The organism is Caproicibacter sp., from assembly GCF_046707225.1.
Classification (GTDB): domain Bacteria; phylum Bacillota; class Clostridia; order Oscillospirales; family Acutalibacteraceae; genus Caproicibacter.
In genome coordinates this window covers 321,830-342,166 of record NZ_JBJKOP010000036.1, presented here as the reverse complement: position 1 = coordinate 342,166, position 20,337 = coordinate 321,830, and the positions used below count along the sequence as shown (strand labels likewise).

The 20,337-nt window shown below is 48.9% G+C and carries 22 protein-coding genes; 3 read left to right on the top strand and 19 right to left on the bottom strand.

Annotated features, from left to right (window positions below):
- Window position 1: 1 nt before the first annotated feature.
- Window positions 2–805: a peptidylprolyl isomerase gene (locus tag ACLQ3M_RS10835; protein WP_411677700.1), complete on the bottom strand. Its 804-nt coding sequence runs from the start codon at window positions 803–805 to the stop codon at window positions 2–4.
- 163 nt (window positions 806–968) lie between these two features.
- On the opposite strand from ACLQ3M_RS10835, the gene ACLQ3M_RS10830 reads away from it, so the two are divergent.
- Entirely contained in the window at window positions 969–1,904 is a 936-nt protein-coding gene (locus ACLQ3M_RS10830) for a S1 RNA-binding domain-containing protein (protein ID WP_411677699.1), read from the top strand.
- A gap of 48 nt (window positions 1,905–1,952) precedes the next feature.
- Here ACLQ3M_RS10830 and ACLQ3M_RS10825 read toward each other — a convergent pair whose 3' ends face one another.
- The 14 genes from ACLQ3M_RS10825 to ACLQ3M_RS10760 all read right to left on the bottom strand — a co-directional run bounded on the left by ACLQ3M_RS10825 (window position 1,953) and on the right by ACLQ3M_RS10760 (window position 13,486).
- Window positions 1,953–2,618: a hypothetical protein gene (locus tag ACLQ3M_RS10825; RefSeq protein WP_411677698.1), complete on the bottom strand. Its 666-nt coding sequence runs from the start codon at window positions 2,616–2,618 to the stop codon at window positions 1,953–1,955.
- Window positions 2,618–3,655 (bottom strand): ATP--guanido phosphotransferase, encoded by a 1,038-nt coding sequence (locus ACLQ3M_RS10820; protein WP_411677697.1) that lies wholly within the window; start codon window positions 3,653–3,655, stop codon window positions 2,618–2,620. The genes ACLQ3M_RS10825 and ACLQ3M_RS10820 overlap by 1 nt, the downstream gene beginning before the upstream one ends.
- Entirely contained in the window at window positions 3,652–4,146 is a 495-nt protein-coding gene (locus ACLQ3M_RS10815; RefSeq protein ID WP_411677696.1) for a UvrB/UvrC motif-containing protein, read from the bottom strand. Before ACLQ3M_RS10815 ends, ACLQ3M_RS10820 begins: the two co-directional genes overlap by 4 nt.
- Window positions 4,147–4,449: 303 nt before the next feature.
- The gene (locus ACLQ3M_RS10810; protein ID WP_411677695.1) at window positions 4,450–4,710 is read right to left on the bottom strand and encodes a TIGR03905 family TSCPD domain-containing protein; all 261 of its coding nucleotides are present in this window, start codon (window positions 4,708–4,710) and stop codon (window positions 4,450–4,452) included.
- Window positions 4,711–4,735: 25 nt separating this feature from the next.
- The gene (locus tag ACLQ3M_RS10805) at window positions 4,736–5,569 is read right to left on the bottom strand and encodes a PHP domain-containing protein (RefSeq protein WP_411677694.1); all 834 of its coding nucleotides are present in this window, start codon (window positions 5,567–5,569) and stop codon (window positions 4,736–4,738) included.
- 69 nt (window positions 5,570–5,638) lie between these two features.
- Window positions 5,639–6,436 carry an ABC transporter permease subunit gene (locus ACLQ3M_RS10800; protein WP_411677693.1) on the bottom strand — a complete coding sequence of 266 codons (798 nt, stop codon included), beginning with the start codon at window positions 6,434–6,436 and terminating at the stop codon, window positions 5,639–5,641.
- Complete coding sequence (locus ACLQ3M_RS10795) at window positions 6,433–7,350, bottom strand: ABC transporter ATP-binding protein (RefSeq protein ID WP_411677692.1); 918 nt, start codon at window positions 7,348–7,350, stop codon at window positions 6,433–6,435. Before ACLQ3M_RS10795 ends, ACLQ3M_RS10800 begins: the two co-directional genes overlap by 4 nt.
- A gap of 40 nt (window positions 7,351–7,390) precedes the next feature.
- Window positions 7,391–8,833, bottom strand: coding sequence for a 4Fe-4S dicluster domain-containing protein (locus ACLQ3M_RS10790; RefSeq protein ID WP_411677691.1), 1,443 nt, complete (start codon window positions 8,831–8,833; stop codon window positions 7,391–7,393).
- 302 nt (window positions 8,834–9,135) lie between these two features.
- The gene (locus ACLQ3M_RS10785) at window positions 9,136–9,936 is read right to left on the bottom strand and encodes a hypothetical protein (RefSeq protein ID WP_411677690.1); all 801 of its coding nucleotides are present in this window, start codon (window positions 9,934–9,936) and stop codon (window positions 9,136–9,138) included.
- Window positions 9,930–10,628, bottom strand: coding sequence for an ABC transporter ATP-binding protein (locus ACLQ3M_RS10780; RefSeq protein ID WP_411677689.1), 699 nt, complete (start codon window positions 10,626–10,628; stop codon window positions 9,930–9,932). The genes ACLQ3M_RS10785 and ACLQ3M_RS10780 overlap by 7 nt, the downstream gene beginning before the upstream one ends.
- Window positions 10,621–10,998: a GntR family transcriptional regulator gene (locus ACLQ3M_RS10775; protein WP_411677688.1), complete on the bottom strand. Its 378-nt coding sequence runs from the start codon at window positions 10,996–10,998 to the stop codon at window positions 10,621–10,623. Before ACLQ3M_RS10775 ends, ACLQ3M_RS10780 begins: the two co-directional genes overlap by 8 nt.
- 88 nt (window positions 10,999–11,086) lie before the next feature.
- Window positions 11,087–11,812 carry an ABC transporter permease gene (locus ACLQ3M_RS10770; RefSeq protein ID WP_411677687.1) on the bottom strand — a complete coding sequence of 242 codons (726 nt, stop codon included), beginning with the start codon at window positions 11,810–11,812 and terminating at the stop codon, window positions 11,087–11,089.
- Window positions 11,805–12,728 carry an ABC transporter ATP-binding protein gene (locus ACLQ3M_RS10765; protein WP_411677686.1) on the bottom strand — a complete coding sequence of 308 codons (924 nt, stop codon included), beginning with the start codon at window positions 12,726–12,728 and terminating at the stop codon, window positions 11,805–11,807. Before ACLQ3M_RS10765 ends, ACLQ3M_RS10770 begins: the two co-directional genes overlap by 8 nt.
- Before the next feature lie 170 nt (window positions 12,729–12,898).
- The gene (locus ACLQ3M_RS10760; protein ID WP_411677685.1) at window positions 12,899–13,486 is read right to left on the bottom strand and encodes a hydrolase; all 588 of its coding nucleotides are present in this window, start codon (window positions 13,484–13,486) and stop codon (window positions 12,899–12,901) included.
- 138 nt (window positions 13,487–13,624) lie between these two features.
- On the opposite strand from ACLQ3M_RS10760, the gene ACLQ3M_RS10755 reads away from it, so the two are divergent.
- Window positions 13,625–15,565 (top strand): fructose-1,6-bisphosphatase, encoded by a 1,941-nt coding sequence (locus ACLQ3M_RS10755; RefSeq protein ID WP_411677684.1) that lies wholly within the window; start codon window positions 13,625–13,627, stop codon window positions 15,563–15,565.
- Between the two features lie 50 nt (window positions 15,566–15,615).
- Here the strand turns inward: ACLQ3M_RS10755 and ACLQ3M_RS10750 are convergent, their stop codons facing one another.
- The 4 genes from ACLQ3M_RS10750 to pstB are packed head-to-tail and all read right to left on the bottom strand — an operon-like array spanning window position 15,616 to window position 19,567.
- Complete coding sequence (locus ACLQ3M_RS10750) at window positions 15,616–17,376, bottom strand: ATP-binding protein (RefSeq protein ID WP_411677683.1); 1,761 nt, start codon at window positions 17,374–17,376, stop codon at window positions 15,616–15,618.
- A gap of 18 nt (window positions 17,377–17,394) precedes the next feature.
- The gene (locus ACLQ3M_RS10745) at window positions 17,395–18,087 is read right to left on the bottom strand and encodes a response regulator transcription factor (RefSeq protein ID WP_066643863.1); all 693 of its coding nucleotides are present in this window, start codon (window positions 18,085–18,087) and stop codon (window positions 17,395–17,397) included.
- Between the two features lie 13 nt (window positions 18,088–18,100).
- Window positions 18,101–18,766, bottom strand: coding sequence for a phosphate signaling complex protein PhoU (gene phoU / locus ACLQ3M_RS10740; protein WP_411677682.1), 666 nt, complete (start codon window positions 18,764–18,766; stop codon window positions 18,101–18,103).
- Between the two features lie 45 nt (window positions 18,767–18,811).
- Entirely contained in the window at window positions 18,812–19,567 is a 756-nt protein-coding gene (pstB, locus tag ACLQ3M_RS10735; RefSeq protein WP_411677681.1) for a phosphate ABC transporter ATP-binding protein PstB, read from the bottom strand.
- Between the two features lie 225 nt (window positions 19,568–19,792).
- On the opposite strand from pstB, the gene ACLQ3M_RS10730 reads away from it, so the two are divergent.
- Complete coding sequence (locus ACLQ3M_RS10730) at window positions 19,793–20,320, top strand: PadR family transcriptional regulator (RefSeq protein ID WP_411677680.1); 528 nt, start codon at window positions 19,793–19,795, stop codon at window positions 20,318–20,320.
- The last annotated feature ends 17 nt before the right edge of the window (window positions 20,321–20,337 follow it).

Here is a 20,337-nt window from a genome sequence, read left to right as displayed (position 1 = left end):
CCTATCCCTCGTATTTGACAATTTGCGCTTTTTGAATGGAGATCGCTTCATCCGGTTTGTTATTGCCGTCCGTTGAAACGGAAGCAATCTGATCCACCACGTCCATGCCGTCGAAGACTTGCCCAAACACGGTGTACCCCTGTTCGACAACATTATAGTAACCGTCCAAAGCCGGATTTCCGCCGTATTTCTCGTAAGCGGCCTTATATTCCTGCGTAACCTTGCTCATATCAATCCAATTGGTATTGTACTTTGCAAGAAAGGCTTCCGGATTCTGCTGATAGACTTGATATGCCTGCTGATAATAATCCCAGCCCGAAAAATCGGAGACGTTCGCCTGATTCACGAAAAACTGGCTGCCGTTTGTGTCTTTGCCGGAATTCGCCATGGCAACAGCTCCGCGCAGGTTCAGTAAATTTCGGTTGAATTCATCGGCAAATTCCTTGCCCCAGATGCTTTCCCCGCCGGTGCCGTCCCCCTTGGGGTCGCCGGTTTGAATCATAAAATGATTAATTACCCTGTGAAAGGTAAGATTATTATAGTAACCCTTCTGAATCAGTCCCTTGAAATTCTCGACCGCCTTTGGCGCGGCATCCGGAAACAGTCTGATTTTGACTGTTCCCTTGCTGGTTGTCAGGACTGCGATTTCTTCTCCCTTTTGAGGGAGTTCCATCTGATACCCGATTTTTTTCCCATCGTCGGGCCGGATCCTTCCGTTGGAACCCGCGGAAGCCCCCGAGCATGCGGTCAAAAAAAGCAGGGCGGCGCAAAGGCCAAAACATAAAATTCCGTTCTTTTTTTTCATTATTATGAAATCCTTCCGAAAATCACTATCTTGTCTATTTTATAATAGAACCGGCGCAGAATCAAGCATAGAAATAACTTTTTACATTTTAATAATTTTTTCATTACGTATTACCCATAAAAATATCGCATATAGATAAACGAAGATCAAAGGAGGGAAGAAAATGTTTGAGTACTATCCGGAAGGTTGGATGATTGACACACCTGAAAACCGCGCGGCAACTCAAAGTATTTCCGCGGTTAACGACGCCTGCCGGGATGGACAGATTTTGGAAGGACGCGCGCTGGTTTGCGACAGCTCGCATAATCTGCTGGTGGATTTGGGATGTATGAAGGGAATGATTCCGCGCGAAGAAGGGGCCCTCGGAATCCGCGAGGGCACAACGCGAGATATTGCTATTATTTCCAGGGTAAACCGCCCTGTCTGCTTTCTTGTGACGGGTTTTGAAAAAAAAACCGACGGCGCCATTACTGCGATTCTCTCACGCCGTGCCGCACAGGAAAAATGCATGAAGGAACATATATCGAATCTGATTCCCGGAGACGTCATCGACGCCCGCATCACCCACCTTGAAAACTTCGGTGCCTTTGCCGATATCGGCTGCGGAATCGTCGCGCTGCTTCCGATTGATGCCATCTCCGTTTCACGCATCGACCATCCCAGAGAACGCTTTACGGTCGGCATGGATATCCGTGCCGTGATCAAATCCGTGGAAAGCAACCGTATCACCTTGAGCCACAAGGAATTGTTGGGAACCTGGGAGGAAAACGTGGCAATGTTCTCCGCCGGCGAGACGGTCGCCGGAATCGTCCGTTCTGTGGAACCCTACGGGATTTTCGTTGAGCTGTCACCCAACCTTGCCGGTCTTGCGGAAACAAAGGAGGATGTTTTTTCCGGGCAGCAGGCGAGTGTGTACATAAAGAGCATTCTTCCCGCACGGATGAAAGTAAAACTGGTGATTATCGATACGTTCGATTTTTCTTACCGACCAGCCGCACCAAAATATTTTTTCAGCGGAAACCATTTGGATCGTTTTGTCTATTCCCCCTCTGACAGTGAAAAAGAAATCGCAACGGACTTCAACACGCACAGCCCTTGAGACAAACTTAGCCAAACAGGCTGCCCGATGACCGGGCAGCCTGCTTTTTTATATTTCGGCACCTTTTCCCTGCATTTTAATAATTTGAGATTCGATCAGTTCCTGAAAGATGTTGTTTCTGTGGACATTGCCCGCAGAGTCTTTGTATTTAACCGGTTCATAATAAAGGCTGTTTCGCTGCTGAAGCAGAAAATTCAAAGCCTCTTTACGTCCTCTGCTGCTTGCCAACACCTCGGCAGCCTTTACGGCGATCATCGCGTTGTACGGAGCCAGATCATACGCATCCAAATATTTTGAATACGCCTCTTCCAACCGGCCTGTTTCCTCCAACGCCTTGGCCAGGTCAATCAGGACTCCGGCTCTTCTCGATTCTCCGTAATCCACCTGGATTCCTTCGACCATCTCCGCTCTTCCGAAGAGAGCATCCCACCCTTTGCTTTCCAAATACCGATTCGCGTATTGGATGGTTTGCCTGCTGTAGCTTTCGCCAAGCCAGCTGAATGCTTTTTCACACAGATACAGCTCACGAGGCTCAACCGGTTCACCGCATAACTCAATAATTTTCAAAAGAAGCCGCTGCCTGTCATTCGTGGAATCCCAGATGCGGCCGGCCTCCTTTTCAAGTTTCGGATCGTGGGGAACAGACTCACCCAACAAATAAAATAATGCGGCCGCGAGTTCCGGATTTACAGTATCATCAAACCCAACCCCCATTAGGAATCCTCCATTCCTTGTTTCAGCGCATCGCGTACTTTACATGCGCGATGCTTTTGACGTTCTTCCTCAGTCATTGCCTCGCCGCTTTCAAAAGTCAAAGTCGCCGGCTGGACTCTATAAATCAATGTATCCATATCGAAGACGGAAATACCTCCGACCAGTCCGGATGTAATCCCAAACCGAACCGCGCTGGCCCGCTCCAGAAATTCGTCAAATGACAAAAGTCTTGCGTTTTGAAGGACGCCCAGATTCCTCAGTACCGTATCCTGTACGGAAACCTGATGAATCAGGTCTTCCCTCATTTTTCGTTCGCGGGAGATGATTTGATTCGCCATGCTGGAAAGATTTGTAAGAGCCTCCTGCTCCGAAAGGCCCATTGTAACCTGATTGGAAAGGCGAAAAAATGCCCCGCGGGGATTTGATTCCGAGCCGTAAACGCTGCGAAGGGTCAGCCCCAGTTTTGCAAGATTTTGGGCGATTCTTCCCACTGATCCGGATTCCAGCAAAGCAGGAAGATGAAGCCGCAGGGACGCGACCATTCCGGTTCCAAGGTGAAACGGATTCTGCGTTAAGTACCCGAGCTGGCGGTCAAATGCAAAGGATAAACTCCTGTCAAGAAACGTGTCCAACCCATCCGCTTTAGAGTAGGCTTCCTGAAGCTGTAAACCGGCTGCTTTCGACAGAATCGTCAGATGGTCTTCCCCGTTGACAGCGGCGGAAAGAGATTCATCCTGCGTTGTGATTAAACCGCAGCCAACCCGGTCCGTTACTGTCTCCGCATTGATTAAGCCGGCTTCCGCCAAAGAAACCGCGTGCACACTGGGAATAGACTCAAGAGGAATTTTCGTAAAGCGTCCGTATTCCGTATCCTCCGCTTTCAGCAGAGTCTCTCGAACTTTATCCCAGACAAAACGGCGGTCGGACATGCTCATTCTCGACGGAAATGGCACGCCCTCCAGATTACGCGCAAGGCTGATAAAAGTCCCCGATGAGACATCGGCGTCCTGCGCTGCCGCTTCATACCATTTTTTCATTTTTCGCCGTCCTCCATTTCGTGAATCCGGTCGCGCAGGACCGCCGCCTGTTCAAAATCCTCGCTTTGAATTGCTTCACGGAGACGTTGGTGCATCACGCTGAGCTGCGCTTTGGGTGCTACCTGCGGCAAATCTCCCCCTCCCGCCGTCTTGCCCCGATGGGAAACGCTGCCGTGAATTCTTCGGATAAAAGGCGCAAGCTGGGTGGCGAAGGTTCTGTAGCATTCCGCACAGCCGACTTTTCCGCTGCGTAATATATCTTGAAAAGACGCGCCGCAGCAGCGGCATCTCAGCGCTTCGTCTTCATTTGGCCGCCCGGGGAAAAAGTCGTTTAAAACACCGTCATTTTCGAACCCCAACACAAACAACAGGTTGGCATAGCCCAATTCGCGGGCACATTCCGCACAGAGCGCGTACTCCACCGGTTCCCCATTGACAATCGCTTTGACTCGAATCACGGACGGATTTCGCCCGCAGGACTCACATAGCATGATTACTCACCCCCACTGCCTCATGCCGGCCTAAATTTTTTAAATGTCCATCGCAAGAAAACTTGTAACACGATTTGTTCGATTGCAATATTATATACTGTAAACCGAAAGGAGGAAATTAATAATGTGTAACAATGGTTTCTTTGGCTGCGGTAACAATAGTTGCACCTGGGTTATCATCCTGCTCATCATCTGGGTCTGCTGTGCCGGCGGTGGAAGCTGCGGCGGATGCGGCGACAATTGCGGCGGCTGCGGTTGCTAAGTACAAAAAAGGGCTGCGATCATTGATCCGCAGCCCCCAGCTTATGTTTCCGGACTTTTTTCCCTGGCCAGTGTGAGGGCTTTTGCCAGCTGATCGGGGCAGGAAGTCGGTTTCAGGCCGCAGCGGATTCCCTGAAGGAGTCGAATAACGTCCTCAGCCTTTTGGCCCTGAACCAAAGCACAGATTCCCTGCAGGTTTCCGCTGCAGCCTCCAGTTATTTTAACGGAACGGATCGTATCTCCGTCCAGATCAATCATCATTTCGGTGGAACAGGTTCCTCTTGTTTTATATCTGTATTGCAACGTATTCTCTCCTTACATGGTTAACTTATAAGCTCGCCCCGATTTTCATCAACTTTTCAAGCTGGTCGTCCGGAGTCATGCAGGTGCCGAGCGGCTGTGCTTCTTTTTTGTACATACCGTGAAAATCTGTTCCGCCGGTCATAATCAAATCGTATTTGCTCGCGATTTCTGTGAACAGCTGTTCGTCGCCCTCCTTGTTCTTGGGGTGCCAGACTTCCACTCCATCAATTTCGTGATCCCGGGCAAGCTGTTCCAAAAGTCCGTAACTGTCGTATTCGCCGGGATGGGCCAGAACAGCAATTCCCTCCGCTTCATGAATTCTCTTGATGACATCGTGCACTTCAGGGTAATGAACCGGTACATAGGCAAGACCATTTTGCGGGCTGAACAAACGACTGTAAACCTCACCGTAAATTTCACCCGCAAAACCGGCATCCATCAGCGCATGCATAATATGCTGCTTATAAACCGCCGTGCTCCCTTTTGCGCGGCGCATCACCATCTCCTGTGAAATGGGATAAATCTCAGTGACTCGGCGCAGCATGGCCGCCGCCGCGTGACCGCGCTCCTCCCTCATCTGCTTGCACAGGCATTCCAAGCGCTCCGGGCGCTTGCAGAAGTAGCAAAGAATATGTGCTCTGCGGCCCGTGGAAGGATCTGTCGAGGATAACTCCGCCCCCGGAATCACCGTAACCCCATGACGTTTTCCGATCACGCCGGCCCGAACCGAACCGGAAAAGGTGTCATGATCCGTTACGGAAATCACCGGAATTCCGCTTCTTTCAGCCAATAATACAATTTCGTCGATTCCCGCCGAACCGTCGGACATTTTTGTGTGACAGTGCAAATCCGCAGCCAACCTTATTTTACTCCCTTTCAAATTTCCTAAAGATACCTTTATTATAATCCGAAATTTTGATTCAGGCAACTAACGCAGCAGTTTTTCGGGAGTAAACAGGCGGACCGTAAGAAACCAGATCAAAAAATCCACCGCAAGCAGGACGCAGGATATTAAAAGCAGCAGCTCCGCCCCAACCTGAAACAAACCGGTAAACTGCCCTGTAAACAGCAGTACGATGGGAAGGACAAGATAAGCGGAGGTCTGAACCGATTCCGTATAACTTTTACTTTTCGCAGATGCCAGAACCATAAACACAACGCCGAAAATAATAACCGCCGGAGAAAGCAGAAAAGCAAGGACAAGCCAGCTCCAGTTAAAATAGAACGGCATGGCAAGCATAAGGTCTCCAACGGCGATGACAATGGAAAAAAGGACAAACGAAACGGAGGTCACAACGGCGGAAAGAAGGACGCAACCCAGCACCTTTGCTTTCAGTATTTTCCGGACGCCCAGCGGGGTGAGCAGAAGAGTTTCCAAAGTGCCGTGCTCCTTTTCCCCGACAAAGCTGTACGCCGCGGACACACTGGACGACATCAGAGGAATCATTAAAAAAAACATCGGGCAGATCATGTTCGTCATCAAATAAAACATACCCTGACGTTCATCCATTCCGGATGCCTGTGCGTGCAGAAGCAGAAGCATTTGTTCTACCCCGTTCATTCTGCTCATCGGGACATTCAGAAAGAAGATCAGAAAAACGACCGGCAGCAGTAAAACCATAACCAGGGGAACAACGATAAGAACGCTCCGCGACGTCTTATTATCCCAGATATCCCCAAAATCTTTGAAGGCCAGCGCTTTTTCGGCGGGAGACAAAATTTTCACTTTCCGTTCCCCCTCAGCTCCACAAATCTGGAATAGATGTCTTCCAGCGAAGGACGAACCAGCTTCGCTTCAAAGATCTCATTACCGGAAGAAACCAGACCGCTTATTAGCTTCGGCATTTCTTCCTCATCGGCAATGTCCCTGCCCCACGTTTCATCATCCGCCCGTTGCAGTTCGTCCGGTATCTGACCCTCACGCAGCCGAAACCGTGCCTGAAGAGAAAGCCCGACTTCACGGCTGAGGGACTCCAGATCGCCGCATGCAAGCATTTGACCCCGGCTGATAATTCCAAAGCTGTCACACAGATCCTGCGCATAACGAAGCTGGTGCGTGCAAAGAAAAACCGTTACGCCTTCCCGACGGGCAAGGTCCAGTATCATCGAGTTAACATGAAGCAGCGATTCGTGGTCGAGTCCGTTTGTCGGTTCATCCAAAAGAAGCAGCTTTGGTTTGGCAATCATGGCTCGGGCCAACGACAGGCGCTGAACCATTCCCGTCGAATCATCCGCAAGTTTTTTGTCGCGCGAATCCCACAAATCCAGACTTTTCAATAGTATTTCCGCCCGCTGCCTGCTTTCTCTTCGTTCCAGTCCCAGGGCCTGTCCGAAAAACATCATGTTTTCCATGCCGGTCAGCCGACCGTACATTCTGGCGGTCTCGGTTACGACGCCGCAGACTCGGTGCAGCTCCGACGGTTTCTTTTCCGGCTGAAATCCAAGCACGGTACAGGACCCTTCCGTTGACTTCAAAAGTCCCGACAGAAGTTTTATCGTTGTAGTTTTTCCCGCCCCGTTTGGGCCAAGAAAACCAAAGACGGCACCGGTTGGAATCTCCAGTGAAAGATCATGGAGTGCATAAACGGTGCCGTCATAGGATTTACCCAGTTTTTGCGTATGAATCGCAATCTCACTCATCCGGAATCACCTCAATATGAGGATATCACATTTACAGCAATTATTCCATTTTAATCTGTGAGAAATCATGTTTTACCTTAATATTTTCCGAAATCGATCGGCTGTCCGCCTTTGCCAGGATTGCCGTCCGGTTTTTCCGGATCTTCATCGGCGCCTCAATTCCGGCGGGCCCCGCAATACAACCGCCTTCACAGGCCATTCCCTCCACGAAATTTTCCGGAAGACGGCCCGCGTTCAGAACCGAGAGAGTTTTTTTGCATTCCTGGATGCCGTTGCATTTTACGCAGGAAAACGGTAAATCGATTTCTTCCTCCTGAAAAACCTGGCCGACAGCACCGGACACTCCGCCGCTTTGTGCAAACCCTTTTCCCGCGCGGCTGCCATCCTGCTCCGATTCCTGCTCCGATTCCACATCGATGTCGCGGGCCGTAAACATGGCTGCCAATTCTTCAAACGTGAGAACATAGTCCGCCGTATCGGGAACCTTTTGTATTTCATTTTTCTTCGCAACACACGGTCCGACAAATACAACTTTCGTCTGTGGATCCTGAAGCCGCAGATAACGGGCGGTAGCCGTCATGGGGGATATGGTATGAGAGACGACTCCCTTAAGCTTGGGATAATGCTTCTCAATCAGCTCGACAAACGCAGGGCAGCAGGACGTGGTCATTTTTCTTCCCGCTTCCAAAGCTTCTTTCAATTCCCGGGCTTCATGTTCCGCGACGGCATCGGCGCCAAGGGAAACCTCCAGCGCGTCTGCAAAGCCCAGTTTTCTCAGGGCGCTTTTCAGCATACCCGCGCTTGCCGTGCCGAAATGGCCTTCCGCGGCCGGCGCGAAACAGGCGACGACCTTCACGCCGCTTTTTATTGCCTCGATGATCTGAACAATCTGGGACCTGTCGGTAATGGCGCCGAAGGGGCAGTTCTTCATGCAGGCTCCGCAGCTGATGCAACGGGAGTAGTCGATGACGGACCTTTTATACTGATCCTTGCCGATCGCGCTGACCGGGCAGGAACGAACGCAGGGGCGCATGGTGTCCGAGATGGCGTTATAGGGGCATGCAGCGGCACAGCGCCCGCATTCCCTGCATTTTTGAGGATCAATATACGCTCCTTTCGGGGTGATGGAAATTGCGCCGAAGGGGCAGGCTTCGCGGCATTTCTGGGCCAGGCAGTGCTGGCAGTTGTCCGTAACGCGGAACCTGCTGATCGGGCATCCTTCACAAGCAGCCGGCAGAATGCCGATAATGTTCAGTTCCCCCTGGCCCGGCAGATTACCGCCCCGGGCTGAAACCATGCGTTCCCTGATAATCTCTCTTTCCCGGTAAACACAGCAGCGGAATGTTGGAAGAGGTCCCGGAATAATATCGTACGGCATCTCGTCCAGGTGATCTTCCAGAGTACCTTCATATGTGTATCGGGCAACTCTTGTCAAGACCTCGAATTTCAGCTGTTTGGCTTCATTATCGTACTCGAATTTCATAGATTCCCTCATTCAATTTGTAGTCGGCATACAATGTTAAAATTTTAACATTTGTTTGTTTTATTATATCATCCCACTGTTTTTTTTACAAGTGTTCACTTGGTGAAATCGCTGTCCGAATGAGCAGGTTTTTTATGGATTATTCCGGAACTATCGGGATGCGGAACATTCTGATTTTATATGCCGGAAAGCACTTCGAATCATTCTGATCTTATCCTTTAAAGCTACGTTAAAAATGGCCCGGCCTAAGCCGGACCATCCATTCGCAATTATTAACGTTAATTTCAGTGACTCAGCACTTGTTACTCCAGATTCAGCTTTCTGGTCAGCATCCAGTTTGTAAAGAAATAAAAGGCAAAACCGAAAGCCGCAGTATACAGAATTATTACCAAAAGGGCAACCTCAGCGGGCTCCGCCGGAAACAGGTTGTTTGAATAATGGAACGATTGAAAGTACTCTTCAATCTGACGATTAAACCCGTTGAAAAGCAAGGATGTGATAATCTGCTCAAAAATGCCGAACCCAAGGTACGCGCCGACGCCGGCCAGTAATTTATGACGCCCCGCCAGATTCCCTACGACGATCGCCGCATAAATCTCGACGATGCTTGACAGGAAGCTGAGAATGGTCAGTATGATCACTTCGATTGCAATCAGATGCGCGGACAGACCGTATTGCCGATAGGCCTCCCCAATGCCGGCGCACATGCGGCTGAACTGGGTCAGCACCTCCGGGTTTACCACCATAATAAAGACGGAGACAGCGGAAACGACAATGCTCAGAGCGGACCAGATCAATGTGACAATCATTTTTGAGTCGATATGGTAATGCGCCTTCACCGGTAAAGTGAACGAAAGGTACCCTTCGTCGCCGAGAAGATTTTTATTGAAGCGCTGGATCGTGACAATCAGTGTAACGACAAAAGCCGCCACAATCAGCATAATATAAACGGACATTGAGATCATGCGGGGAATTTCAAAATTATCAATACTCTGATTCCAGAACAACTTGTTAATAATGGCCAGAACGAGAATCAATCCATAAATCGGGAGAAATGTCCGCGCAGTTGCTTTAAATTCATATTTCAGAAGTTTGCCTAACATTTGAACACCTCCCTGAAAAGTGCATCGACACTCTTTCCTTCTTTCTCTCTGATATCGTCAACGGTGGAAGTCAGAACAATGTTGCCCATATTGATAAAGATGACATCATCCAAAATCTTCTCCACGTCGGTAATCAGGTGAGTCGAAATAAGGACCGTGGCGTTTTCGCTGTAATTTCCTATAATTGTATCAAGAATATAATCGCGCGCGGCGGGGTCGACGCCGCCGATCGGTTCGTCGAGAATATAAAGCTGGGCTTCCCGGCTCATCACAAGAATCAACTGAACCTTCTCTTTGGTTCCCTTCGACATTGTCTTCAAACGGTCACCGGGATTAATATGAAGCCTTTGCAGCATATCGAAAGCCTTTGACTTATTAAAATTTTCATAAAAATCACCGAAATAATCGATCATGGTCTGAACGCTCATCCAGTCATTCAGATAAGTGCGCTCCGGCAAATAAGAAACAATTTTTTTTGTCTCAACACCGGGGGCCATTCCCCCAACCAGAATCTGCCCGGCATTTGGGGTTAACAGTCCGTTGGCAAGTTTAATTAATGTGCTCTTTCCGCTTCCGTTCGGGCCAAGCAGGCCGACGATTCTACCCCTCGGAACCGTCAGGTTGACGGAATTGAGCGCAAGGCATCCCGGAAAATATTTTACCAGGCTGCGACACTCGAGTATGCTATCCATTCTGCCCTTCCTCCTTAATCATTCGGTTCAACAGGCTTACGGTCTGTTCTCTGTCGAACCCAAGACGATTCATCTTCTGTATAAAGTCGTTGATCAGATCTGCCGCAAGATCATTTTTCGTCTGCATAATTTTTTGAACATCCTCCGTTACAAATCGTCCGCTTGTGCGCTGCGAATAAAGAAGCCCATCGCTTTCCAACTTTGAGAGCGCTCTCTGCATCGTATTTGGATTTACCGAAGCTTCGGCAGCCATATCCCGAACTGACGGTAGTTTACATCCGGCCGCATAGATTCCTGAAACCACCATTAATTGAATCTGTTCAACCAGTTGGGAATAAATCGGTCTGTCGGATTTTAAATCCCATGCCATTTTCTCACCTCCGAATGAACCATTGTACTAATACATTAATACAGTTATACAATACTTTTCCGCTTCTGTCAAGAGCAAATCGCGGGATTCAGCAAATATCTTTTTTCCTGAAAAACACCGCGCCCAAAATAATAAAGAAAATTGCTGTAATAATAAAAACCAGGGAAGAACTCAGCATTTGCTGATTGGTACCCGATGCAAGCATACTGAACTGCGGCATCAGCAAATATTTGCTCAGGTAGGAAAGGTGGACGAGCTTCAAAAGAAGCTGCGGCAGAAAGATGACCGCGTAAAAGGCAAATACAAACAGCGAATTTTTTTGAAGAATCATCGCAAAAAACGCGGCGATTGGAATCGCAGCCGCGTACCCGATGCAGCTGATGCCTACCCTGCTGAAAAAATCCGCAGTGAACGCCGTGGTGAAAGACGGATCACTTTTTAAAAAAATCAGGGAGCTTCCACAGTATGTGCCAAGGGCGACGATTCCGACCAAAACGCCAAGAATCGTTGATACGGCAATTTGGGAGCAATATAGTTTGGCGCGGTTCATTCCATAGGAAATGGTATTTTTAAGCGTGTGCTCCTTATACTCCTCTGCGCTGACCAGATCGATCAGGATCGGCATCAAAAGGACAGGCCAGGATAGAAAATACATCAAAACAATGATCCATGAATCATAAACTGAATTCATGGAAGAAACCTTTGACAGGGAAAAATTGACGAAAAAAGCGAGAACGACCATGCCGGCCAGTAAAAAGTAAAAGAACGGACGGTGAAACACTTTGTAAAGATCCGCGCGCATCTGTTTAAGCAATTTGTTTTCCTCCAATCAAATCAATAAAATAATTTTCCAGATTGACTCCGGTACGATAAGCCTGTGACACCAAAATTCCGGATTCCACCAACGCTTTTACCACAAGCTCCGGCTGATCCAGGCCTTCAGAAAGCAGAAGATTGGTCTCATCCAGAACCTCGATTTGCTTCATGGAGAAACGATCCGTTAGAACAGCCGCCGCTTTTGCGGAATTATTCACTTCCAGTTTCAGAGTAACGCGGCATTTCATTTCAAGCTCTTCTGCAGTCAGGCATTCCACCAAACGCCCGCTGCTGATAAACCCGTACCGTGTCGCGATCTGAGACAGTTCCCCTAAAATATGACTGGAAACCAGGATGGTCGTTTCCTTTTCGTGATTCAACTTCAACAAAATTTCACGGAATTCACGGATTCCCACCGGATCCAAGCCGTTGATCGGTTCATCCAAAACCAGAAAGTCAGGGTCGTTTAAAATTGCGAGCGCAAGACCTAAACGCTGTTTCATCCCAAGGGAAAAACTCTTGAATTTTTTATTGCCGACCGTGTCCAGTCCAACAAAATGCAAAGCCTCTTCCACGCTGTTTTTCCTGCTGATCCCCCGCTGAATTCTGTAATACTCCAGGTTTTGACATGCCGAAAGATAGGGGTAAAATCCGGGTGTTTCAATAATGCTGCCGATGCGCCTGCGCGCTCGTTCCAAATCTTTCGTCCCGGAGTATCCGAACAGTTCCATCGAGCCGGAGGTCGGCGGAGTAAGTCCGCAGATCATTTTGAGCAGCGTTGTCTTACCCGCTCCGTTCTGCCCTACCAGTGCAAAGATATCGCCTTTTTTTAATTCAACGTTCATGTCGTCGACAGCTGTAAAAGCGCCAAACCGCCGTACAAGCGACCGTGACTGAAATACAATTTCTTTCATGCTTTCTTCTCCTTGTATTATTGTATTAATTGTATAGTACAATAATACAGCATATTTTCGATTTGTCAATACATTTTTTATCTTTTCATGTTATAATAGTACTGTTAATCAGCATAGAAAAGATAAAAAGCCGCCGAAAAATCGGCGGCTGAAAAATACGGACGAAGCAGTTATTTGCGGTGAATTGCGGAAGTACCCTTCTCCCGCAGATATGTACTCTCAAGATCGGACAAGTGAAGCTTGACGGCAATCGGATATTTTTCATAGGCCTGACTGATTGCAAAACTCCCGCCTTTTGCCGAATCGTCAAATCCGCCCATATGCCAGCGAATCGCGATGGCCTCGGAGGTTTTCAGCCGTAAAAACCGTTCGACTAAGAAGACTGATTTTTCCCCGTGCCCATAGGGGTAGCTGTCTTCAATTGAGTAATAGGGACGTTTTTCCCATGCCCCGGTTTCCTCGTTTTTCACATTTCTGGTACCTTTTTTATAAAACTGAGCCTTGCATACGTCATGAAGCAGGGCGCAGATCGCGAAGCTTTCTTCGTTGTCTGCCGCGGGGTCGAAATGCTTTTCCATCATCACGCGGTATACGCTTACGCTGTGCTGCACAAGGCCGCCCAGACAGGCGCAGTGGAACTTCGTACTGGCAGGTGCCGTGAAAAAATCCGTGGAATTCAGCCAGGAAAGAAGCTCCGCCGCACCGTCCCTCTTAATTTTCTCTAAATAAATCGCTTCGAATTCTTCTTTGTATCCCAAATCATTCGCGCCTCCCGGTTTGTATTGTCTCAAGTATAGCATACTTTCCTTTGTTTTCACAGTGCAAAACAGTGCCCGTAATGTTTCTTTTCCAGTACGGAATAAAGAAGCCGAGAAAAATGAATGGGAGAGAATCAGATGACTGATGAACATTATTTAAAGCTGCTTGCCAAAAAATACCCGGACGCCGAAGCGGCCGCTTCTGAAATTATCAACCTTCGAGCAATCATGAGCCTTCCGAAAGGAACCGAATATTTTTTCAGTGACCTGCACGGTGAACACGCGGCGTTTCTGTTTCAATTAAAAAGTGCTTCCGGCGTCGTCAGAAAAAAAATTGACGAATTATTTGAGCAGTCAATTTCTGAAGAGGAACGCACGGCGCTTGCCAAGCTGATTTATTATCCGGAACCGGAGCTTGCCCGCGCGGCAAGACGCGAGTCAGGATTTGACGACTGGTGCCGCATCACAATCTACCGGCTGGTGGAAGTCTGCAAAGAGGCGGCGTCAAAATATACGCGTTCCAAGGTTCGAAAGAAACTCCCGGAACACTTTGCCTATATTATTGACGAGCTTCTGCACGCTGACGGCGGCAAAAACAAGCCCCATTATTACAGTGAAATCATCAAGTCGATTGTGCAGACGGGCATGAGTGTGGAATTCATTACCGCTTTATGCAATCTCATTCAGCAGCTTTTGATTGACAGGCTGCATATCATCGGCGATATTTACGACCGCGGTCCCCGCCCCGATTCCATTCTGGACGCGCTCGGAGATTTTCGCGACATTGACATTCAGTGGGGCAATCACGATATCTCGTGGATGGGAGCTGCTTCCGGCAACAGAGCGCTGATGGCGAACGTCGTCCGGCTGGGAATCAGCTACAATACGTTTGACCTTTTGGAGGATGGATACGGGATTAATCTGAGACCCCTCTCCGCTTTTGCCGAACGTGTTTACCGAGACGACCCGTGCGAATATTTTACCCCGCATATTCTTGACGAAAATCTCTACGATCCCGTCGATCTTTCTCTTGCAGCCAAAATGCACAAGGCAATCGCCGTCATCCAGTTTAAACTGGAGGGGCAGCTGATTGAAAAGCATCCGGAATATAAAATGAGCAGCCGTCTTCTTTTGAAAGAGATCGATTTTGAAAACGGCATGATTCATCTTGATGGAACCGTTTATCCGCTTCGGGACAAATCGTTCCCTACGGTCGACCCCAAAAATCCATTGGAATTGACCAAAGAAGAAAAAGAACTGATGAAGGCGATCACCTATTCGTTTCGTCACAGCGAGCGCCTTCAAAAGCATATCCGCTTTCTTTATTCACACGGCAGTATGTATTTGCGTATGAATTCAAACCTCCTCTATCACGGTTGCATCCCCATGACCCAGGACGGCGAATTTGACACGGTAGGACTTGGCGGACGCAGGAGAAAAGGCAGGGAGCTTCTGGAATATCTTGACTCCGTGGTCAGAGAGGCTTATTTTGCCCCGGATGGCACCCCGGAACGAGAAAACGCGCAGGATATGATGTGGTACCTGTGGTGTGGAGTCAAATCTCCGTTGTTTGGAAAGAGTAAAATGTCCACTTTTGAAAGATACTTTATTGAGGCCCCGGCAACCCATGAAGAAAAAATGAATCCGTATTATCATTTTATCGAGCAGCGCGAACCATGTGAAAAAATACTGCGGGAATTTGGTCTTGACCCTGCCGACTCGCATGTTATAAACGGTCATGTACCGGTAAAATTGAAGCAGGGCGAAAGCCCTGTCAAGGGCGGCGGGCGATTGTTTATGATCGACGGCGGCATTTCGAAATCCTACCAAAAACAAACGGGCATCGGCGGATATACTTTTATCGCGAATTCCCGCTATCTGGCTCTTGCCGAGCATCAGCCCTTAAAACCGGGTACTCTGTACGGGGAGGATTCACCGAAAGTGATGGTTGTGGAAGCTATTAAACAGCGCGTCACGGTCGCGGATACCGACACGGGAGTCGAGCTGAATTCTCAGATTCAGGAGCTTTCCGCGCTTCTTCAATCGTACCGCAACGGCGTTATCAAAGAAAATACATAAAAAAAGAGATGGAACAGCGGCAGGCCACTGTTCCATCTCTTTTTTAGATTTCAGTCTCCTATCGGCTGTAAAGCGCCTTTCTCCGACCCATCCTGCGCAAGAGGAAGCCTGACGGTAAAAATGCTTCCTTTTCCCGCCTGACTTTCCACGCCCACTTCTCCGCCATACAAAACGGCCAGGTGCTTCACAATGGAAAGGCCGAGGCCTGTACCGCCGATTTCCCTGGACCTGCTGGCATCCACACGGTAAAAACGTTCAAACAGCCTTCCGAAATGTTCCGGCGCAATTCCGATTCCGGTGTCTTTCACGCGAATGACCGCTGTTTTTCTCTGCCGCACGCCAATAATATCGACCCGTCCGTCCGGGCGATTATATTTAATGGCGTTTTCAATCAAATTGCCTATGAGCTGCTCCAGTCTGGTTGGGGAACAGGATACAATCAGAGAAGGATCCACCTGCATCTGAACGGAAATTCCGGATTTCTCCGCGACCGGCCTTAAACGTGAAATACAGTTTTCCACCGCGTCCGCCACCACGCACGGGCGGGCCGACGGATCTTCTTTCGCGTTTTCAATCTGTGATAAAACGAGCATATCGTCGATCAGGTGCTGAAGCCGTTCCGCTTCAATATCCAGAACGTCATAAAAGTAAAGCCGCGTTTTTTCATCCCGGTTTGTACTTTTTAAAAGCTCGATGCTGCCGCGGATCGAAGTCAGCGGAGTTTTCAGCTCGTGCGTGACATTTGCGACGAATTCGCTCCTCAGGCGCTCCAGCTTACGGATTCTGGTTTCATCCGTAATTACCGCCAGCGCGGCGGCGTCTCTCTGCCCCGGAATCACCGCCGTATAAACGGCATACTGCTTTCCGTCCTCGGTCTCAATATTCTGCTTGTCGAAGGAATCGCCCTGAAGGGCCGCTTTCATCCTTTCGGCGATCCGGTTAATCAGCAGGCTGCCCTCCAGCTTTCTTCCCGCGGATATGGAGGGGTTTTTAAGCAACCGGCCCGCGCTCTGGTTCATGAACAGAATCATACCGTCCTTCGAGGCGGCGATCACCCCGTCGTTCATTCCCTGAAGCACGCCTTCCAGCTGCTTTTGCTGGCTTTTCAGCTGTGCGACCGCGTTCTCCGTACTTTCCGCCATCCGGTTGAAAGAGAGGGCAAGTTCCCCCACCTCGTCCCGGAAACTGCCCTCCACCCGGCAGGAGTAGTCCCCGCCGGAAATCTGTTTTGCAGCCGCCGAAAGCTTTTGAAGCGGTTCCGTCACCCGGTATACCAAATATCCCGTCAAAGCGCAGACCACCGCGATTCCCAGCAGCATGCTGAGCAGCGCCGTCATCCACAGGCGTTTCAGCGCGGCATCCAGCTCCGCCGTCGGCAGCGCCGCCCGCAGATAGAAGTTGCCCGGAAGATAGATTGCCTCATAATAATACCGCTGCTGAACGCTTGCGCTCATTCTGGTATCATATCCCCTGCCGCTGTGCAGAGCCGCTTGGATTTCCGGCCTTGTTAAGTGGTTCTGGTCAATTTCTTCCTTTGCGCTGTCCCCTACTACTTTCCCCGACGGGTCGATAATGCTGATCCGAATCTGCTGCCCGGACTGGGAAAGCTCTTTGCCGACATTCTCCGCGACAGTTTTTGGGTTTTGCAAAATATCTTCTTTCCGCGTCTGAAGAATTGCAAGGGCGGTATCCAGACGGTTTGTAAATTCCATGCGGTACTGCGCTTGTATCTTCATTCCCGCAATGGTAAATGCTACCGTGAATCCGATAATCACGATGACCGCGTTAATTGCAATCAGCCTTTTTTTCAATTTGCGGCCCCCTTCCGGTCAATCCTCGGAAAATCGGTACCCGACTCCCCGGACTGTCTGAATGCAAACGGGAGAGTCCGGGTCTTCCTCTATTTTTTGGCGCAGATAGCGCACATGAACATCGACCGTTCGGGTATCCCCGAAATATTCCACACCCCAGACCTTGTCCAGAAGGGAATCGCGCGTCATCACTCTTCCCCGGTTTTTCATCAGCATGACCAAAAGGTCAAATTCCTTCGCGGTCAGGTCGATCGGCCTGCCGTCGCGTGAAACCTGATGACGCAGTACGTCCACAACAAGGGAACCGTGGCGAAAGACTTCGTCCCGCGGTTCTTCCCTGCGGCCGGTTCGGCGCAAAACCGCCTTGACGCGAGCGCAGAGCTCCTTAATACTGAACGGTTTCACGATATAATCGTCCGCCCCGATTTCAAGCCCGAGCACCCGGTCGATTTCCTCTCCTCTTGCCGTCAGCATTAAAATCGGGACGGAATGAGTCTCCTCGTTTTCCCGCAAAATGCGGCAAACCGTCAGTCCGTCCGGCTGCGGCATCATCCAATCCAGAACAATCGCATCCGGACGTTTTCTCCTCACTTCGTTCAGAAGGGAGGTTCCGTCCGCGAACTCTTCCGTTTCAAATCCGCTGTCCTTCAGGCCGATTGAAACAATGTTTCTGATATTCGGTTCATCGTCGGCAACATAAATCAGCGACATAGTACCCTCCCGCTTATAATTCTCCCTCATTCAGATCGGGATGGACTCCGGTTTCCATAAAAATAACCCATTCGGCAATGTTGGTCGCGTGATCGCCCATACGCTCCGCGTATTTTGAGATGAAGAGAAGATCGACTTCCCGCATGACATTCTGCGGATTCTCCGTGATAATTGTACAGACCTCAAGAATAATCTTAGAGAACATCGAATCAACTTCGTCATCCGCCCTGCAGACGGCTCTTGCCTCTTCAACTTCCCGGCTGAGAAACACATCCATCGACCGGCGAAACATTTTTCTGGCCGTCTCCAGCATCTGAACCACATGCGCAGTCGCCAGGCTGTTCCTGTTCAACTCCCCCACCGTAAGAATTTCGCAGATATCCGCGCACTGGTCGGCTTCGCGCTCAATATCCGTTAAAATTTTGAGACAGGCGGCAATAATGCGAAGGTCGCCGGCGATCGGCTGCTGTAAAGAAATCAATTCCATGCAGTTTTTTTCAATGCTGTGCTCCATTCGGTCAATTTCATTGTCGGAACCAGCAACTTCAGCGGCAAGCTCAAGGTCCATTGTCTTTAACGCGGAAATTGTCTGTTCTATTTTCCGGTCCACCGCATTGCCCATTTCCGTCATTCTGGAGATCAGATCTTCCAATTCCCTGTCAAATATTTTTCTCGGCATGGTTCATCCTCCTTATAGTATCACTGAAAGCCGCAAAAAAGCAAGTCAGCCGAAGCGGCCGGTAATATACCGTTCCGTCCGCTCATCCTTCGGCCGGTTAAACATTTCGACCGTGTCGGTGTATTCCACGATCTCTCCAAGCAGGAAAAACGCGGTTCTGTCCGCGATTCTGGCGGCCTGCTGCATATTGTGAGTCACAATAATGACCGTATATTTTTTTCTCAGATCATCCATCAGGTCCTCAATTTTCAGCGTTGAAATCGGGTCGAGCGCGCTGGTCGGTTCATCCATCAAAATCACTTCCGGCTCCACCGCAAGGGCCCTTGCAATGCAAAGCCGCTGCTGCTGCCCGCCCGACAGGCCCAGCGCGGACTTTTTCAGCCGGTCCTTCACCTCGTCCCACAGCGCGGCGTTGCGAAGGGACTGTTCCACGATTTCATCCAGCTGCTTTTTCGATCGTATTCCATGAATTTTCGGACCGTAGGCTATATTGTCATACAGCGTCATTGGAAACGGGTTCGGGGTTTGAAATACCATTCCAACCCTCTTTCTAAGTAAAGTGACGTCCATTTGCGGACTGTAAATATCTTCGCCGTCGATCGCGACTAATCCTTCAATCCGGCAGTTCTCCACCAGGTCGTTCATGCGATTGATCGTTTTGAGGCAGGTGGATTTTCCGCAGCCGGAGGGACCGATAAAAGCGGTGACCTGATTTTTGGGAATTTCCAGCGAAATATTTTTTAGTGCTTGAAAATCTCCGTAGAACAGATTGAGATCCTTTAAAACCAATTTTATTTCCATACTGATTTATGTACCCTTTCTTCGGATGATTTATTCCGAATTGTTCGATTCCAAATGAGAATCGGGCATAAAAGTGCATTTTTATTTTATTTGAATGATGTTAAATTTACGTTAAATTAGGATTACAGAGGGTTTAAATCAATTGAATAAAAAGGTATTGACATTATGATCAAAAAGGCCTATCCTAAATGTAGTGTAAAGTATACCATAAAGGGAGACCACCTTATGTCAACAGTAAACATCATGCTTCTTGGCATTCTGTTAAAAAAGCCTTTAAACGCTTATGAGATGAAGAAGAAAATGGAATCCATGAATATTCGTCGCTGGACTAAAATCAGCACACCCGCCATCTATAAAAACCTTGTAAATCTCCATCGTCGCGGATATCTGGACGCTGAAGTCGTTCGGGATGGCGAGATGCCGGAAAAGACCGTCTATACGGTCAACGAAAATGGACGCAAGTATTTCGTGTCCTTAATGGAACATTTGGCACAAAATCCGGGAACCGTCTACATTGACTTCGCTACCCTGATCGCCCATCTGAACAAACTAAATCATGCAGATTCCATACGCGTGTTGGAAGAACTGCTTGATAACCTGAACAATTCTCAGTATTATTTAGCCGAATCTCTCAAAGAAAAAGAAAGCCTTCCTGAAGCAAACGCAATCATAGGGCTTTACCGCGACATGTATCAGCTTTTCTGTAATTGGACCGAAAATTATCTGAAAAAAATGAAGGAGGAGGACTCCTGATTTTTTTGCTAAATTAG